At 44.8% G+C, this 18,547-nt stretch carries 16 protein-coding genes; 11 read left to right on the top strand and 5 right to left on the bottom strand.

The window, feature by feature from the left end:
* Positions 1 to 9: 9 nt before the first annotated feature.
* Complete coding sequence (locus tag PN466_RS17560) at positions 10 to 2,901, bottom strand: CHAT domain-containing protein (RefSeq protein ID WP_271941665.1); 2,892 nt, start codon at positions 2,899 to 2,901, stop codon at positions 10 to 12.
* Positions 2,902 to 3,179: 278 nt separating this feature from the next.
* Between PN466_RS17560 and lpxD the strand changes: the two genes are divergently transcribed.
* From lpxD to PN466_RS17520, 8 genes are all read left to right on the top strand, one after another.
* Positions 3,180 to 4,220, top strand: coding sequence for a UDP-3-O-(3-hydroxymyristoyl)glucosamine N-acyltransferase (gene lpxD / locus PN466_RS17555; protein WP_271941662.1), 1,041 nt, complete (start codon positions 3,180 to 3,182; stop codon positions 4,218 to 4,220).
* Between the two features lie 86 nt (positions 4,221 to 4,306).
* Positions 4,307 to 4,849 (top strand): hypothetical protein, encoded by a 543-nt coding sequence (locus PN466_RS17550; protein WP_271941660.1) that lies wholly within the window; start codon positions 4,307 to 4,309, stop codon positions 4,847 to 4,849.
* A gap of 128 nt (positions 4,850 to 4,977) precedes the next feature.
* A complete protein-coding gene (locus tag PN466_RS17545; RefSeq protein ID WP_271941657.1) occupies positions 4,978 to 5,907 on the top strand; it encodes a glycosyltransferase in 930 nt (309 codons plus the stop codon).
* Positions 5,908 to 6,043: 136 nt separating this feature from the next.
* A complete protein-coding gene (locus PN466_RS17540; protein WP_271941655.1) occupies positions 6,044 to 6,985 on the top strand; it encodes a glycosyltransferase family 2 protein in 942 nt (313 codons plus the stop codon).
* Positions 6,972 to 7,586, top strand: coding sequence for a hormogonium polysaccharide biosynthesis acetyltransferase HpsU (gene hpsU, locus PN466_RS17535; protein WP_271941652.1), 615 nt, complete (start codon positions 6,972 to 6,974; stop codon positions 7,584 to 7,586). Before PN466_RS17540 ends, hpsU begins: the two co-directional genes overlap by 14 nt.
* Positions 7,587 to 7,750: 164 nt before the next feature.
* Entirely contained in the window at positions 7,751 to 8,803 is a 1,053-nt protein-coding gene (locus tag PN466_RS17530) for a fatty acid desaturase (RefSeq protein WP_271941842.1), read from the top strand.
* 90 nt (positions 8,804 to 8,893) lie between these two features.
* The gene (locus PN466_RS17525) at positions 8,894 to 9,943 is read left to right on the top strand and encodes a fatty acid desaturase (protein WP_271941649.1); all 1,050 of its coding nucleotides are present in this window, start codon (positions 8,894 to 8,896) and stop codon (positions 9,941 to 9,943) included.
* An 84-nt stretch (positions 9,944 to 10,027) separates the two neighbouring features.
* Complete coding sequence (locus PN466_RS17520; protein ID WP_271941646.1) at positions 10,028 to 10,870, top strand: acyl-CoA desaturase; 843 nt, start codon at positions 10,028 to 10,030, stop codon at positions 10,868 to 10,870.
* 6 nt (positions 10,871 to 10,876) lie between these two features.
* Here PN466_RS17520 and PN466_RS17515 read toward each other — a convergent pair whose 3' ends face one another.
* The 4 genes from PN466_RS17515 to PN466_RS17500 all read right to left on the bottom strand — a co-directional run bounded on the left by PN466_RS17515 (position 10,877) and on the right by PN466_RS17500 (position 15,029).
* Complete coding sequence (locus PN466_RS17515) at positions 10,877 to 11,176, bottom strand: (2Fe-2S) ferredoxin domain-containing protein (protein WP_271941643.1); 300 nt, start codon at positions 11,174 to 11,176, stop codon at positions 10,877 to 10,879.
* A gap of 74 nt (positions 11,177 to 11,250) precedes the next feature.
* On the bottom strand, positions 11,251 to 12,972 hold the full coding sequence (locus PN466_RS17510; RefSeq protein ID WP_271941640.1) for a CRTAC1 family protein: 1,722 nt from the start codon (positions 12,970 to 12,972) through the stop codon (positions 11,251 to 11,253).
* A 322-nt stretch (positions 12,973 to 13,294) separates the two neighbouring features.
* Complete coding sequence (locus PN466_RS17505; RefSeq protein WP_271941637.1) at positions 13,295 to 14,269, bottom strand: cysteine synthase A; 975 nt, start codon at positions 14,267 to 14,269, stop codon at positions 13,295 to 13,297.
* 121 nt (positions 14,270 to 14,390) lie between these two features.
* Positions 14,391 to 15,029, bottom strand: a complete 639-nt coding sequence (locus PN466_RS17500) for a peroxiredoxin (RefSeq protein ID WP_271941634.1) — start codon at positions 15,027 to 15,029, stop codon at positions 14,391 to 14,393.
* Between the two features lie 245 nt (positions 15,030 to 15,274).
* Here PN466_RS17500 and PN466_RS17495 point away from each other — a divergent pair, with 245 nt between their 5' ends.
* The 3 genes from PN466_RS17495 to psaD all read left to right on the top strand — a co-directional run bounded on the left by PN466_RS17495 (position 15,275) and on the right by psaD (position 18,263).
* Positions 15,275 to 15,577, top strand: coding sequence for a hypothetical protein (locus PN466_RS17495; RefSeq protein ID WP_271941841.1), 303 nt, complete (start codon positions 15,275 to 15,277; stop codon positions 15,575 to 15,577).
* Between the two features lie 66 nt (positions 15,578 to 15,643).
* Positions 15,644 to 17,719, top strand: coding sequence for a DICT sensory domain-containing protein (locus PN466_RS17490; protein WP_271941631.1), 2,076 nt, complete (start codon positions 15,644 to 15,646; stop codon positions 17,717 to 17,719).
* A 118-nt stretch (positions 17,720 to 17,837) separates the two neighbouring features.
* Positions 17,838 to 18,263: a photosystem I reaction center subunit II PsaD gene (gene psaD, locus PN466_RS17485; protein ID WP_271941628.1), complete on the top strand. Its 426-nt coding sequence runs from the start codon at positions 17,838 to 17,840 to the stop codon at positions 18,261 to 18,263.
* The last annotated feature ends 284 nt before the right edge of the window (positions 18,264 to 18,547 follow it).

Below are 18,547 nucleotides of genomic sequence, written 5' to 3'. Positions count from 1 at the left end.
ACAAAACTTTTATTCTAGAGAAAGTTGGGCAAAGTGTTCCAACAACAGACGATGGATAAAAATATAGCCTCCACCCACTTTTTGTAAGAAAATGAGACTGGTAGCATAATCGAGAAAGCGGGCATAATTCCAAGGAACTTTTCCAGAACCATAGAGAACAACTCGCAGGGTAAAGTGTTGTAGACAGGCGATGCTGCTAGGGGAAAATAGACCAATTAATAAACCGGCGATCGCGCCAAACAAGGTTGGATGTCCTACAATTTTCGCTAGGACGATTAAGGTACAGATGCCTAGGATTGCAAATAAGGAGGCGTTTCGAGCGCTTAACCAGATGCCTTGATTGGGTACAGTGTGGGTATTGATGTCTCCTCCAGTTAAACCTCTGAGTAAAATAAACATCACGCCTAAATTTAATCCAGATAGCCAAAAAATCAATAGCTCCTTAACTGCCATGTTTAAGCCATAAATGACATTAAAGATTAAGGCAACACTTAAGGCATAAAATCCACCCGCAATCAATCCGACTCGCAATCCTGGAATCAGATTGATCCTCATTTTGTGCCAAGACCACTTCATTTTTTCTACGGGTTCAATCCGAGGTAACACCCACATTAAAATAATCCCTCCCGCTAGTCCTCCAGCAATGCCTAAAATTGCTCCAGAGAGTAATCCGATATGACTACCAGCAATATGTCCAACACTACACCCAATTCCTAAAGCGCTGAAGATACCACCAATGAGGGCAATTAAAGCACAATATCTCAATTTTTCAGATTTTGTCTTTAAGCAACTCGGTTGCATTCGTTCGATTAAAAACACCGTTTGTGATTCTTTGACCATCCATTGGGCGAGTTGGATCAACCCGTTCTTGGTTTGAGCCTTAGAATAAAAATGTTCACCGATTTTTCGGCTAAACATGCGTTCAATGTAAGCATCAAATAAATGAGTATGATATTGTTCTTTTGTCTGCTTAGGGAAATCATCATAACTCATGCCTTGATAGGCTAAAGCCATGATATTCAGCATTAGGGGAGATTGGGCTAAATCTTGTAAAATGATATCGCTTTGCATGGCTTGCCGTAATCCGGATAAGTCCGAGCCACAAAATTGTAAATATTGTTCAATGCGATCCTGGGTTAGAGGTTGGAGATAAATAGCCGCTAAAACGCGCAATTTTTGTGAGAGTTGATCGTAATCTTGGTGGCGACTACAAATGACAACTTCTAGAGTGCCATGGTTTTGCATAAATTCATTTAAGGCAGTGACGCAAGCTTGGCGCTTGTTGACAGCGACTTCATCTAAGCCATCGAGTAACAGGAGGAGTGCAGAGTCGTCGATCCAATTTTGGCTGAGTTCTTTCGGGATTTGATACTTGGTATAGAGTTCCTGAATTAACCAATCTAAAATGGATTGTTGTTCGCCTAACCAAGAGGATAAGTTAAAGACAACTGGGATGGGGAGATGGTGATCTTGATTGGCTCGATGAATGAATTCCCGTGCTAATTCTAAAAGGGTGGTGGTTTTTCCAGAACCGGGTTCGCCTAAGATGAGGAGCGATCTCCCCATTCCTAAAGCCTCGAATTTTTCTATTGCCGAACGGTGAGTCACTCGAACCGGTTGCATTTGCTCGCTGCTCTCCCAAACTAAGCCCCAAGGATGGGCGATCGCATCATAGCGCTCTTCAATCCCCAACTCCAGTAACACCCGTCCATGGAGCGAAGCCTCCAAAACCCCTTTCACCCAATATAGATTCACCTTATTGAGTAAAATTTGACGATTGCGAAGTTCTAAGCGACTTAAACTCGATTGAGGCGTTAACTCAACCTCGGTTTTTTTCCATACCAAAGGTAAGTACGCGGGATTCTGGAAAATGACGGGTAACCAGGTAGCACAAGGGAATCGATCCTCTAAACCCTGTAATTTTTCCCGTGCCAATCTCACGGACTCGTATAACTGGGTTTCCTGGGAGAACTGATACAAGAAATGCTGTAAAAACTCGTGGGCGACGCGATCGGGGACTTGCTCGCGCATGACAATCATTTGTGGCAAATTGAGAGCGGCTAACTGTTGAGCTAATCCCAATCCATCGCAGGAATTGAAAATGGCTAATTTCAATCCGCGATCGATACTGCGATTTAAGGCATATTTCAACTGGTCTAAATTTAAACGTTCCTGGGGATTGAGTTGAAACTGACCGCCAGATTGACTGGAACTATGGCCGGCAAAAAAGAAAATATCCCAAGGTTGAGACCATAGGCTTCGCGATAGTTGGGAAAAACTGGGACGCTCTAGATAAGTAATCTGAGCATTAGAGAGGCGATCTAAACTGTGTCGATCCGAGGCTAAATTTAAGCCCCGATCTTCCCCAAATACGGCTAAAATATTCGCCGTTCCCTGTAGCGTCAGTTCGGGTTTAACGCCTTGATAATCGAGTAAACTGAGGGCAATTTCGGCTTGAGGATAGCGCTGCCAAAAGTCCCAAACTGTCCAAGGGAGTCTCTGGAGAACCCAATCTTGAGTTTGGATAATAATGCGTACTGGGGTTTGGCGATTTAGGGTTTCGAGAATGGCTTCGCGTAAATCGAGAATATTGGGTTGACGTAACCAGTGGTTAAAGTGCGATCGCAACTTCTCCGCGGCTTCTCGACAGTTGTGGTGCGCTTCTGGAACCCCCAAATGGGTAATTGGCATAGTCGGAATCCGAATCCGAGTATCCAAACCTCCCAACTGATGATAAGCTGACACCCACTGCTGATAAAGGGGCGGTAAATCGGGAGCTGCATCTAAAAACCGGGTCAACTCAAGCTGTGGGGTTCGTCCTTCCTCACCCAGTTGTAGCGTTACTGGAAACCCTCGATCAAAATCCCCAGAACCCATTTTGAAAACGATGCGTTGATTCACTGTTTGGTGGATAGCCCTTAGCTGCAATCGCACGAATGGCACTATTCTATCAGGCTAATCCTCTTTAGCGCGTTGAGATAGACAGAGGGTTCCCTAGCTCATCTCGATGTAGTAGTGGACATGTCGTTGAAAAAGTGCCCTTAGAATAATAAAAACGATCAATTTTCACATTTTATAGGAAGGAAAGGTTAAAACCCAGTTTTGCATTTTGTGGTGAAAACTACTGTAAACTTTGCAAAGATGCAGTTCTCAACCCTCAAAACTTGGTGCTTAGATCTATGAAACTCAGCGAGATTATTGAAAAATTGGGTAAGGTGGCCTCAGAAAATTCCCTACCCGATCTCGATCCAGAGATTACGGGAGTTGCACCTGTAGATCAAGCGACTCCACAAAGTCTGAGTTTCATTGAGGGTAGGAAGTTTATCAATCAGATTAACACCACTGAGGCGATCGCCTTAATTATCCCCCCTGATTTAATCGAATCTGCCACAGAGCGCGGAATTGCCTGGATCGCTACCCGGGAGCCGCGCCTCTTATTTGCCCAAGTCATTACCCTCTTTTATCAACCATTTCATCCTCAACCGCAGATTCACCCCACCGCCACGATCGCCGAGGATGTACAGTTGGGACAAGGAGTTTATATTGGCCCCCATGTGGTCATTGAATCTGGGGTCAAAATTGGCGATGGAGTTTGTATTCATGGCAATGTAGTCATTTATCCCCAAGCCGAAATCGGCGATCGCACCGTTCTTCATGCCAACTGTACCATCCATGAACGGACTTTGATTGGTCAAAATTGTGTTATTCATAGTGGTGCAGCGATCGGCTCGGAAGGATTTGGCTTTGTTCCTACCCCTAAAGGCTGGTTTAAGATGGAACAATCTGGACGAACCGTCTTAGAAGACAGAGTGGAAGTAGGATGTAATAGCGCCATTGACCGTCCAGCCGTTGGAGAAACCCGCATTGGTAGCGATACTAAAATTGACAACCTAGTGCAGATTGGACATGGTTCTCAGATTGGCTCGAATTGTGCGATCGCCGGTCAAACCGGTATGGCAGGTGGCACAAAAATAGGGAATAAAGTCCTTCTCGCGGGACAAGTGGGAATTGCCAACAATACGGTCATTGGTGATAACGTGATTGCCTCCGCGAAAGCCGGAGTCCATGGAAACATTGCTCCTGGCTCCGTAGTTTCTGGAAACCCTGCGGTGAATCATCCCATTTATCTCAAAGCATCGGCCATTTACAAACGTCTACCGGATTTATACCAGTCTTTGAAGGAGTTGCAAAAGCGGCTGAGTCATTTAGAATCGCGCTAAACCAGTAGAAAAAGATCGGGAGACGCTCCCGACGCAGAGATTCCCCATTTCCTATTCCCTATTACCCTTCTGCCGCGCAAAGCGCTATGGACATTAATCCACCCAATTCCAATCCTCTTGAACCAACGAATAAGAGAAGATTAGGCACAGCCGAGGTTCATCGGCCCACTGAACTGCCCCCTTTTCCCAAGTATAAACCGACGCGCTTAAGCCGTTATCAAAATCAATATTCTCCCAATTTAGCCATTGATGTACTTCATGATATTGAGGCGATCGCCTGCCAATGGCAAGATCGGTTAGACCAGATCCACGATCAAATTACAGCCCTTTATCATCAGGGGCCAATTATTGAGGGATGGCTTGAATCTACCCCTAATTCAACCCATGGGAATTCTAGCGCAAGTTCTCGCACATCCTATCGACTCTGTAGACTCAATGAAAATGGAGAAGTTTGGAGTCGTCCCTGTCCATCAGAAGAAGTGGCATCCATGAGTTTAGCGATTCACCGCTATCAACAATTGCGACAGTTTCTGAACCAAAAGCATATGCTAGAAGAGCGTCTATCTCAGTTAGCCCAATCCTTAAAGAGTTTGCATCGCCAATTGGGGGATGGGGGGATGGAGAGATAGGGGGATTGGACAAAATTGGAAAATTGGGTAAAACAGAGATGGAATCTAATCTATACGATCCCAAAAAGTCCTAAAGTCATCTATCCCCACGTCTTCGTTTCCTCACGTCCCCACTCTCCTATTCCCCAATGAGCATCCAAATCTCAGCTATTATCTGTACCCATAACCGAGATCAATATCTTGGTGGCGCAATAGAAAGCTTGCTCAATCAAGATCATCCTGACTTTGAGGTCATTGTTGTTGATAATGCGTCGAGCGATCGCACCCAAGAAGTTATCAAATCCTTACAACCCCATCCCCGTCTAAAATCGGTCTATGAACCAGTGACTGGTTTATCTGTCGCTCGCAATACAGGGGCAAAAAACGCCAGTGGAGAAATTTTAGCCTATTTAGATGATGATGCGATCGCTACCCCGTCCTGGTTAACAGTCCTCTCCAGAGCCTATGCAGAAAACGATAAACTGGCGATCGCTGGCGGTAAAGTCACCCTCATTTGGCCGACTGATATTACCCCTCCCCCTTGGCTTTCAGAGGGTCTAGCCGGTAATCTAGGAGCCTATGATTTAGGCGATAGTCCGGTCTTAATTACCCAACCGGGCAATACCCCCAGAGGCTTAAACTACTCCCTCCGACGCAGTTTCCTAGAAGAAATTGGTGGATTTGACCCCAATTTAGGACGGGTAGGAAAAAAATTGCTCTCCAACGAAGAATTGGTGATGACCGAATTGGCCCTAAAATCAGGATGGCAAGTCAGCTATATCCCTGAAGCCTTAGTTGCTCACAATGTTGCTCCAGAGCGAGTCAACCGCTCTTGGTTTCTGCGCCGAGGATGGTGGCAAGGGGTGAGTGAATGCTACCGCGAACAACTCTCCAACCGAGGAGGACTTCATCAATTTTCACTGGGGGGAGAGCGCATCATTCGGGGACTTTATAAATCAGTGAAATATATCAGCGATCCAGCTCTGCGCTTTGATAATCTAGTCTATGCTTATGGTCAAATCGGCTATCTGACTACGGCGATCGAAGGCTTGTGGTCTCGCAATCCTCCATTGAAGTAAATCTATCTGTGCCCTATTCATCTTCACCGTTATACCAGACCTGTTATAACTAAAGGAGAAAAATTGCAGATGTCACAATCCAAAGTTTGAGATTGATCTGATATCCTAAACGTTGTCTCATACCTCCCGTGCCCTTATGACCTCTGAAGCTTCTAAAGTCCCGGTATCGATTATTATTCCAGCAAAAGATGAAGAAGATAACATTGCCGCTTGCCTTGATAGTTTGCACCCGGCAGATGAAATCTTCGTAGTTGATTCCCAAAGTGGCGATCGCACCGCAGAAATTGCCGAAAACTTAGGGGCAACAGTTGTTCAATTTAAGTTTAATGGGTCATGGCCAAAAAAGAAAAACTGGTCATTAGACAACCTCCCCTTTCGTAATGAATGGATTTTGATTGTTGATTGTGATGAACGGATTACTCCCCCATTATGGAAAGAAATTAAACAAGCCATTCAAGACCCCAACATGAATGGCTATTATCTCAATCGCCGAGTCATTTTCCTAGGGGCTTGGATTCGCCATGGGGGACGATATCCAGACTGGAATTTACGGCTATTCAAACATCAAAAAGGTCGCTACGAAAATTTGAACGTGGAAGATGTTAGAAATGCCGGTGATAATGAAGTTCATGAACATGTAATCCTGGCGGGGAATGTCGGTTATCTCAAAGAAGATATGCTCCATGAAGATTTCCGGGATATTTACGCTTGGTTAGCTCGTCATAACCGCTATTCAAATTGGGAAGCTAGAGTCTATTACAATCTCATCGAAGGTATGGACGAAGGGAATACCATTGGTTCTAACTTATTTGGAGATGCCGTACAGCGCAAACGGTGGCTAAAAAAAATATGGGTGCGCTTACCTTTTAAACCGACAATTCGCTTTATCTTACACTATATTCTCCAACTGGGATTTTTAGATGGGCAAGCAGGATATATCTATGCCAAACTTCTGAGTCAGTATGAATACAATATTGGCGTAAAGTTATTTGAACTACGCCAGTTTGGAGGGCATATTAATCCCATGAAAGCGCAATCTTCTGGCACTCAATCTTCCCCGACCCATGTCAACTCCTGAGTTAAATCCTGAATCCTCCCTATCCTATCGCCTCGATTCCCCGTCCTGGGTCGATTTGTGCCAGTATGACCAATCCAATTTCGATCGCGGTCGTCCCACCTGGGTGATTATTCTTTGGTGGTTCATACAGGCTATTACGTTTCCCTTAACGCTACATAATTGGCATAGTATTCGGGTCATGTTGTTGCGCTGGTTCGGGGCAAAAATTGGCCGAGGAGTGGTCATTCGGCCCACAGCCCGGTTTACCTATCCCTGGAAAGTTAGCATTGGAGATTATAGTTGGATTGGCGATGATGTGGTGTTCTATAGCTTAGACCAGATTGAAATTGGCCAACATTGTGTCATTTCCCAGAAAACCTATCTTTGTACGGGTTCCCATGATATTACAGACCCCTGTTTTCGCCTAGTTACTGACCCCATTAAGATTGGAAATGGAGTATGGATTGCCACAGATTGTTTTGTGTCTCCAGGGGTTAAAATTGGAGCGAATAGCGTGGTTGGGGCCCGTAGTAGTGTGTTTCGCTCATTACCAGAATCTTATATTTGCTGGGGAACCCCCGCCAAGGCCCATAGCCCTCGCACGCCCTTGGAAGAGCACTAAAGGTTTTCTTGCACAAAGAATAAGTATTTGTACGGTTGAAAAGATGTCCTTTTTATGGATGTCAAATTTCTGAATTGAAGAGCAAAATTTGCTTTTCTAAAATTCATGAAAATTGCGGAAGTAGAGGGTATAATGATGCAATTGTTAATAGAGGAACATTGAGCATGAAAACAGCGATCGCCAATCCCTCGGCGGAGCTTATATCAGCGGGACGACCCCAGCTCGATCGGAATTTGCGCTTAAAAGATGTCTTAAAAACCTTACCCAAAGATGTTTTTGCCAAAAACCAATTTAAAGCTTGGTTTGGGTTTATCTCCAATGTCGTTCTCGTCAGTTTAGGATGGTGGGGAATCGCGATCGCCCCTTGGTACTTACTTCCCCTGCTCTGGCTCTTCACTGGAACGGGCTTTTTCGGCTTATTTGTCATTGCCCATGACTGCGGTCATCGTTCCTTTGCCAATAAAAAATGGGTAAACAATCTGGTTGGTCATATTGCCCTCACTCCCTGCATTTATCCCTTCCATCCCTGGCGGATTCAACATAATATTCATCATAAATACACCAACCACATCGATCGCGATAATACCTGGAATCCATTCTACGTGGAACAGTATCAATCCCTCAACCCCTTTGAAAAAATTGTGTATCGTTCCCTCCATGGTAAATTCTGGTGGTTAGGTTCCATTGTCCATTGGGCCCAACTCCACTTTCAATGGTGGACAATCAAGCCAGGAAAAGAACGGGAACAATTCAAATTTTCTGCCCTATTGGTGATTGCACAAATGGCGATTGGCTTTCCTCTACTCATTGCCACTACGGGATGGTGGGGCTGGTTTTCCCTCTGGTGCGTGCCTTGGTTTGTCTTCCACTTTTGGCTCAGTACTGTAACCCTCCTGCACCACACTTTGCCCGATCTCAAATTTGAACCCGACGGAAAATGGCATGAAGTCACTGCCCAGCTCGTAGGTAGCACCGATTGTAAATATCCTTGGTGGTTTGAATGGATTTGCCATGATATTAATGTTCATGTTCCCCATCATTTAACTACAGCTATTCCCTGGTATAACCTGCGCAAAGCCCATGCCAGCCTTGAAGAAAATTGGGGCAAATATATCACCAGAAAACGGTTTTCTTTCCGCCTGCTTTGGGAAATAACTGATGTTTGTCACTTGTATGACGAAGATAAGGGTTATCGTACCTTTTCCGAATCTCAGTAATTTTTTCGTAGGACTTGAAGACCACTCCTCTATGGGCGTATATTTTTAGATTGCCCTAGATCCGAAACAAATCAAACAGGAAAACGTTGAATGAAAACAGCGATCGCTTATCCGTCTGCACGGCCGCAAACAGACGAAAAGATCCACCTCGACTCCAATATCCGCCTCAGAGATATTATCAACACCCTTCCCAGAGAAGTATTTAGTAAAGATCCCGTCAAAGCCTGGTCAGGGTTAATCATTAACCTGATCCTCGTTGGTTTAGGATGGTGGGGCACGGCGATCGCCCCCTGGTATTGCTTACCCCTGCTCTGGCTCTTTACCGGTAGCGCCTTCACCGGCTTATTCGTCATCGGTCACGACTGTGGACACCGCTCCTTTGCCAATCGCAAATGGATTAATAACCTCATTGGCCATCTTGTTTTCATTCCCTGCATTTATCCCTTTCATGGTTGGCGGATTAAACATAACATCCATCATAAATATACCAACTGTCTCGAAATAGATAATGCGTGGAAAGCCTATTCTCGTGAAGAATACAACAGTTTTCATCCGATTGAAAAATGGGCTTATCGGGGCCTGCGGGGTAAATTTTGGTGGTTAGCCTCCGCCGTTCATTGGGCAAACCTACACTTCCAATGGTGGACATTTGCCGGTAAAGAACGGGAACAAGTTCGATTTTCAGCCCTCTTTGTCATCGCTCAAATGGCAATCGGATTCCCCTTACTCATTGCCACTACCGGATTGTGGGGATGGGTCAACTATTGGCTCATGCCTTGGCTCGTCTTCCATTTCTGGATGAGTACCATCACCCTCCTGCATCACACCAAAACCGATATTGCCTTCAAACCCAAATCAGAATGGAATGAAGCCGAAGCCCAACTTATGGGAACAGCCCATTGTCAATATCCCAGATGGTTTGAATGGATGGCCCATGACATCAATGTGCATATCCCCCATCACATCTCCACCGCCATTCCCTGGTACAATCTGCGTCAGGCTCATGCCAGTCTGGAACAAAACTGGGGAAAATATATGACCACCAATGAGTTTTCCCTCTCTTCCCTCTGGAAAATTACCAGCGTTTGTCACTTATATGATGAAGATAAATGCTATCAACCCTTTACCCAAAACGGGTAATTAAAGTTCACTTAGAGCGGATACTTAACCGGTAATCCCTCTCCTAATTCATCAGCTAAACAAGTTTATCCAAGGTAACGTTTAATGATCGAACAAATTAGTTCTGAAGCAACCCTTGCTGAAACCGAAGCCTCCCCCAAATTAAACTGGATTATCGTAGGGGTGATGATTGCTATGCATATCGGGGTGGTTTTAGCCTTTTTCCCGCCATTTTTTAGTTGGTCTGCGGTTGGCGTTTTTCTGGTTTTGCACATGATCACCGGATCGGGAGTGGAAATCGGATGGCATCGTTTAGCCAGTCACCGTAGCTTTACTTGTCCTAAATGGGTTGAATATTTTTTTGTGTTCTGTGGAACGTTTAGCGGTTTATCTAGCCCTATTGATTGGGCTGGAACCCATCGAATTCATCATGCCCATTCAGACCAAGAGGGCGATTATCACAATATCAATAAAGGATTCTGGTGGAGCCATTTTATCTGGATTCTCTATCACAAACCAGACTTAGATGACAAAATTGCTAAAGTGACCAAAGATATTAAAGACGATCCGTTTTATCTATTCTGCGATCGCTATCTCCTAGTTTTGCACTTTGGTCTCGCTGCCATCCTATTTGCCCTGGGAGGCTTACCTTGGGTCATGTGGGGAAGCATCGTCCGCGTCGTTCTCCTTTGGCATGGTGCCTGGGGGGTCAACAGTGTGGCTCACACCTTCGGCTATCGTAACTATGACACCAATGATAAATCGACCAATGTTTGGTGGTTAGTCCCCTTGAGCTACGGACAAGGTTGGCACAATAACCATCATGCCTTTCCCTATTCTGCCCGTTGCGGCTTAAAATGGTGGGAAATCGATCCGAGTTGGGGAGTCATTAGCCTCTTGCATCGAGTCGGCTTAATCACCAAAGTTCGCCTTCCCAATGAATCCTAGTTTAATTTAACTGTTAGGGGGATGAAACTTCGGATATAACATTCTCTTGACCGGGTTTCCTCCCCTTAAATGCCGCTCAACCACCGCAGGCACTTCCTGGGGAGAAACCCGATAATACCAAACTTCTTCGGGTAAAACCAAAACCATCGGCCCGTTCCCACATTGCCCCAAACAGTGAACGGCTACAACCTCGACCCTATCGACCCGGTGCAGTTCAAACGCCTCCAACACCTGAGCGGCTCCCAAATGACGGCAACTTTGATGCTGACACACGCGCACCTGTTTGGTTAGTGCGGTTTCATCCATATTTCACCCTCTTTTTTTATATTGTTTCTTTAGTCTCTCAAAAAGTATGGGGGAGCCATCCGATCGATCCAAGTTTATGCTTGCTCAATAATCAATAATCGATCGAGGTCGGGATTTAGGATTTCCTGAACTTTACCATCAGGCCATGTAACTTGAATTGAGTGAATTGCCTCTTGTTTTCCTAAACCAAAGTATAGGCGGTAATGCCCTTGCGATCGCCAAGCTCCTTCCGACTGTCCGACTTGTTGCAATTGTGTACCATTAGCCGTAGTGACTTTGACCTTAGCACCGATCGCGACCGAGTTTCCGGGGGAACCTTTCAATTCAATTTGTAACCAATGATTGTTATTTCCCAGATTTCGATACAGTAACACTTTGGATTTACTGTATTTAGTTAACTCCGCAATATCTTGTGCTTTTCTTTGCCGCTTTTCCCACCAGGACATTTCTTCAGATTTTCCCATGAGTAAGTCGCGATCGCCATCATTATCTGCATCGAACCAAGTACAGTAAGCATACCCCCCGAATGTGTTTGGTGCACTAACTTCTAATAAATTTATTTTTTCAAATGTGTGATTTGACAGTTGGCGGTACATTCCATACCGTAAAGTATGTAAGTCTATCAACCCATCATTATCGTAATCAACCCAGTTCGCTGCAAATGCTCGATCGGGTAGTCCAATTAATTCTGGATCGACCCTTTCCAATTTACCCTGCACATTGGTAAATAATATACTCTGTTTTCTGGAAGCGGAGAATAAATCTAGGTCTCCATCTCCATCATAATCAGCGATCGTCAATTGATTCACTAAGCTCTTACGCTTATTTTCCCCTAACTTTTCAGCAATAAACGTTCCTGATTCATTTCTGTAGAGCCAAAAACTTATTTCATCAGCCCAAAATAAATCCATGTCCATATCGTTATCTATATCTAACCAAGCAAACCACCCCATTTCGGGTATATTTACATTTTTTTCAGCAGAAACATTGACAAAACGACCTTCAGCAGTTTGGCGATACAGTTGATTCGGATATATAGAATTAGGTGGCAAATGCCGTCCACACATAATGTAAAGGTCTAAAAGATTATCTCGATCAAAATCAACCCAAGCCACTTGTCGTGAAGCACAACCCTCTTTATCCAGGTCTACATTCCCTCCAATATCTTCAAAACCGGAACTGGTTTGCAGCATTAATTCATCTTTAGCATCCGGATCAAATTCTGATATCTTACCTTGCATTCCTGCTCTGGCAATCGCTACATCCATATTCCCGTCATTGTTATAATCATTCCAAGCCATACCGTGTCGATCCATATAAGGTAAAGCATAAATAGGAGGTAGAGCAAAATCAACGGAAGTCGGAGATTCAAAACGAGAACCGATGTAAACATGAGTTATATCAGCTCCAGTGTTCAACTTAAATAGCGGTTGAAAAAACGGATAAAATGCTGGAAACTTAATAGATAATCGCCCATCTCCTTTCACCTTAAATTTTGCCACTTGTACCTTATCAATTCCTGCTGATAGGGCAGGTTTCTTGTCTATTTTTGTTGATATTTCACCGGATTCTGTAGAGGTTGCTAAGAGAGGAACAATAATCAGACCTCTCATATTTTCTAAATTAGTTAGACCTTGGGAGGCAACTATTAATTCATAATTATGCCAATAGATATATAATCCGGGTTCTGTCTTATTTAACAGAGGATCGGGCACGGGTGAGTATGTCGCTTCATAGTTTTGGGGTAAACCCAACTCTGTAATCCCATCTTTGAAATCTTCTCCTTGTTGATTCATTAAGAAGAGTTGGCGACTATTGTGATTTGTAGAATATATATCTAAAAACCTGTCTTGATTAATCTCAGCTACACCTAAGTCAAATAGTGAGTAAGAAAAACCGATGTCCTGCTGTATGAAACCAGAATGAGTATTTAATGGGTAGTATTTACTAAGATAAATATCCCTTAATTGATGGTATGGCTTGAATAACACCAAAACTAAGGAAATCAATATAATTCCCACAAATATGAAAAGATTACGTTTCATTTTCATTGGTTTTTGGTTCCTCAAGGTTTAGAGTGGCAATTACCTATTATCCATTACCACGCAAAGGGTCATATTAATCCGGTAGCAAATTCTTCGAGGCTAACCACTCTCGATTATAAAGCTTGGACTGATAGCGAGCGCCCCCATCACATAAGACCGTCACAATCGTATGTCCGGGTCCCATTTGTTTCGCTAAAGCTACCGCAGCTCCCACATTAATACCGACAGAACCACCCATAAATAAACCATCCCGGCGTAATAGCTGATAGAGAACGCGAATACATTCAGTATCGTCAATTTGAATGGCATCATCAATCGGAACTTCTTCCATGTTTTTTGTAATCCGAGAATTCCCAATTCCTTCCGTTACCGAACTTCCTTCTGGCTTAATTTCTCCCGTCTTCACATAGGAATACAAACCACTCCCCATGGGGTCAGCAACCACCACCTGAATATTGGGGTTTTTCTCCTTTAGGTATAGGGCCACTCCTGCATAAGTTCCCCCGGTTCCCGTAGCCGTAACCCAACCATCAATTTTACCGTCAGTCTGTTGCCAAATTTCTGGCCCTGTAGTTTCATAATGGGCCTGACGATTGGCTAAATTTTCAAATTGATTCGCCCAAATCGCATTATCGAGTTCAGCCGCTACTCTCCCCGATAATTTCACATAGTTATTTGGGTCTCGATAGGGTACAGCAGGGACAGTTTGAACCTCTGCACCGAGGGTTCGCAGGGCCTCTATTTTTTCCTGGGATTGGGTTTCAGGGATGATAATTTTACAGCGATATCCTTTAGCATTACAAATATGGGCTAAACCAATTCCTGTGTTGCCAGCAGTTCCCTCAACGACTGTGCCGCCAGGTTTGAGGAGTCCTTGTTTTTCAGCATCTTCAATGATATACAGGGCGGCTCGGTCTTTTACTGAACCCCCTGGATTGAGGAATTCTGCTTTACCGAGAATTTCACACCCGGTCTCTTCGCAAAAGCTGTTTAATCGAATGAGGGGCGTATTGCCCACTGTGGCTATAAATCCTGCTTTGATATCCATCCGTTTAGTTACCGAACTTTATCTTTAGGGAATAGGGAATAGGGAACTAGGCAAGAATCTCCCTCCGCGTCTCCGTGTCCCCGTTTCCCCACTTCCTCATCCTAGCGTGAAGCGCTATAACCTATTTGTTGGGCTGGGGAGTCATGCGTAAATAGGGTTTAACTTCTTCATATCCTTTAGGGAATTTTGCTTTCAAGACTTCTGGATCTTTGAGAGAAGGTACAATCACGCAATCGCCTCCATCTTGCCAATTGACGGGGGTAGCCACTTGATAATTATCTGTTAATTGTAAGGAGTCAATCACCCGTAGAATTTCATCAAAGTTACGTCCGGTACTCGCTGGATAGGTTATATTCAGGCGCAGTTTCTTCTGGGGATCGATGATAAAAACGGTACGAACAGTTAAGTTATTCAAGGATTCTGGATGAATCATGTCATAGAGATCGGAGACTTTCTTGTCTTCATCAGCCAAAATGGGATAATTGACGGTTGTTTTCTGGGTCTCGTTAATGTCCCCAATCCATCCGTTATGGGATTCTACACCATCGACACTCAGAGCAATGACTTTAACATTGCGTTGATCAAACTCGGGTTTGAGTTTGGCAACCATACCCAGTTCTGTGGTGCAAACGGGAGTATAGTCTGCGGGATGGGAAAAGAGTACAACCCAGCTATCTCCTGCCCAGCTATAGAAGTCAATATCACCTTCGGAAGAGGCTTGAGTAAAATTAGGAACTGTATCACCTAGTCGGAGACTCATAAAACTATCCTTTTTCGATCGTAGTTCGGTTAGTGATTGGACATCAAATACTATCCTCTCATAGGAGATTTCAGATTTTAGAGGGTTTACAATTCGTTATTTTATTTCACGCTTTAAGATATCTGAGGCGATCGCCACAATCTAGAATCGTCATCCCCCAGTTCATTGAGCCTCTCTTCCTGCTATAACGGATTGTAACTTGCTTGTCCAGACTTTTAAGGATCGAGAATACGTTTATGCTCACGATGATTGACTTTTTCTTTCAACTGCTTCAAAGTATACAGCCTTTGGGGGTTCCGATTTGCTTCGTCAGTGCTTGGGTTTTCATGGCAGCGATCGCCTGGACATTAGGTAGAGCCATGGGAGATACTCTAGCTCAGGCCAAACAAATGCATCAGATTCCCTGTGCCCATTGTCAATTTTTTACGAATGACCATCGGCTCAAATGTACCGTACATCCTCACTATGCCAATTCTGAGCGGGCGATCGATTGCCTGGACTATAAACCGTATCAAAGGGCCCAGGAACTCGATAGAATAAAAACTTAAACGAACTAAACTTAAAGTAACTTAAAGTTAAGTGTGGAGTTGTCCTGACTGGGCCAAGCAGCGTTAATGAGTAATTATCCTTCCGTGTTGGCAGACCTTTTACAAAGGTTACCCCAACTGCGATCGCAAATCTATTTTAAGCCGTCTTTGACCGCCCTTTCCCATGCTATGGAAGACCAGGTCTTGGCTGGGGCTGGGGCCGATCAGCCCTTAGTCATTGCTAATTTCCAGCGAGAACGGTTTTATCGCCAAGAGTCTCATCGCTATCGCCGCATTGCTCAAAAAACTGACCAGGTTTATGTTCTGGCTGCTCCAGAAACGGAATTTAAGAATGCTTCCCAAGAGTATGAAACGATTGCCTTTAGTTCCCAGGACGAACTCAAGCATGAATGGCATTTGGTGATTATTGGTCAGCAGTATGCTACGTGTTTAATTTGTCGCGAACGCGATCCATCAGGGATGGGATTGCCCGAAATTCCCTTGATGACGATGGATCAAGCACGACGCTTTGAGGGCATTTGGACATTTGATCGCCAAATTTGCGAACAGGCAGCCCAGGCCTTACTGTCTCGAATTTTAGAGTATCGTCCGGAATTAGCGGCTAAAGTGGAACAAGCCCAAACTCGGATCACACAAGCGCCTGCCTGTCAGATCTCTCATCTCGATCCGGCTCCCTTCGCCGAGCGTCTAGTAACCTATTTACAAGCCGGTCAATATAAACTGGTGAAGGCCTATACCGCGATCGCCAACCAAGAGAAAAAAGAACGCTTAGTCAACTCCATTACTGATGCCATTCGTCGCTCCCTCAATCCAGAAGAAATTTTTCAGATTGCTGCCAAAGAACTCGGTCAAGCAATGGAGAGCTGTCGTTGTCTGATATATCCCTGTAAAGCGTCTCAAAAACAGGTGATCATCGAATATGAATACATGAACTCCGGTAAGCTCTCTTCCTTGAAAGGAAAAACTTGGCCCCTAACCGATCATCCCCTATTTTCCCATGTCATTAAGCAAAATCACCGCGCTTATCTGAGTAACTTAAACCCAGATGCCCTCAATCACCCGACCCTAACCGATCAAGTCACCCCCGCCAAAATCCATTCCTGGTTAATGGTTCCTGTACTCTACAAAGAGGAACTTCTCGGAATGATTGAAATTCACCACTGTGGCGAGAGTTCTTATACTTGGGCATCGAGTCAATTGGAAATGGTTCAGGCGATCGCTTCCCAAATTGGGGTCGCCCTCATCCAAGCCCAGGCCTATGCTAACCTCGAAGACCTCAACCAACAACTCGAAGCCCTCGATCGCACCACCCGTAACTTGATCGCTATCACGGGTCACGAACTGCGCACCCCACTTTCGACCATCCAAGTTTGTCTAGAAAGTTTGGCCAGTGAACCAGATATGCCCCAGGACTTGCGCCAGGTGATGCTCAATACCGCCCTAGATGATGCTGAACGCCTACGAGAGCTGATCCAAGACTTCCTGACCCTTTCTCGCCTTGAAAGTGGCTCAGTAGACTGGAATCCCGAACCCCTACCTTTGGAAGAATGTATTGACCTGGCCATCAGCAGTATTCGCTCTCATCAACCCAATCAGGACTTACCCCAGATTATTACCCATCTGCCCAGGACTCTACCCCTGGTTCACGTCGATGGAGAATGGTTAGTTGAAGTCTTATCGAAACTGCTCGATAACGCCTGTAAATTTACTCCATCTCCGGGACAGGTCACCATCCAAGCCATCTGTAGTACCCAGACCAAGCCGTTTCAAGAGCGAGTTCCTCCCCAAAAACGACCGCAGAATAACCAACCGATGATTTTAGTCACCGTTGAAGACAGTGGGCGCGGGATTGAACCCAATCGCCTAGAAACGGTCTTCGATCGGTTTTATCAAGAAGAAGGGGCCCTACGTCGCAGTACCGGTGGTACAGGTCTCGGTTTAGCCATTTGCCGTCAAATCGTCACCAACTGGGGAGGACAGATTTGGGCTGAATCTGGAGGGAAAAACCAAGGCTCTCAATTCCGATTTACCCTGCCTATCGTAGATAAAGGCTCATCGAAAGGCCCATCAAGAGGCTCATCAAGAGGCGATCGCCCCTCCCGTTCCCGTCGTCAGTCACCCACTATTGGACGACACAAATAGGACTTACTGCCCATGAATTATGAACAACTGTAACAGTTCCTAACAAAATCTCTAGTCCACCCCCATCTCAGTGATACGATGCCATAAAAATCTTGGTTTAGAGGAGAGAGCTGTAACCATGAGTGAGACACTGACCGGACAAGCTCCCCTATTTGGGGGAAGTACTGGTGGACTACTCACCAAAGCATCAGTAGAAGAAAAATACGCCATCACTTGGACATCGCCCAAAGCCCAAGTCTTTGAGATGCCCACCGGTGGTGCAGCCACTATGCAACAAGGTGAAAACCTTCTGTATCTGGCTCGCAAAGAACAATGCTTGGCCCTCGCCTATCGCCAACTGCGGCCCAAATTTAAGATCAACGATTATAAAATTTACCGGGTTTATCCCAATGGTGAAATTCAGTATCTTCATCCCGCAGATGGTGTGTTCCCTGAAAAAGTGAACGAAGGTCGGCAATTTAACGGTAAAGTTGACCGCAATATCGGCAGCAATCCTGAGCCAGCCACCCTTAAATTTAGTGGTAAACAACCCTACGAGGTTTAAGGCGCTCAACTCATATGCCTTGAGTAAAACGAGCAAAAGACTCCCCTAGTTGGGAGTGTTTTGATGCAAAAGGGCGATCTTTGCGATCGCCCTTTATCGTTCTCATTAAAAAGAAAGCATTGTCATTATATGTCTGAGTATGAGAGATTAAACTGGTCTACTATCTACCATTGGTTTTCCAAATGATAATTTCAGATGAAGTGACAGGAAGCTTAGAACATAATGTAGAAAAAGAAGGCCATAAAAACTCGCCACTATTCTTTGCGCCAGCATTAGACGATCGA

Source organism: Roseofilum reptotaenium CS-1145 (genome assembly GCF_028330985.1).
Lineage (GTDB): Bacteria > Cyanobacteriota > Cyanobacteriia > Cyanobacteriales > Desertifilaceae > Roseofilum > Roseofilum reptotaenium.
This window is presented reverse-complemented; position numbering and strand designations above follow the sequence as displayed.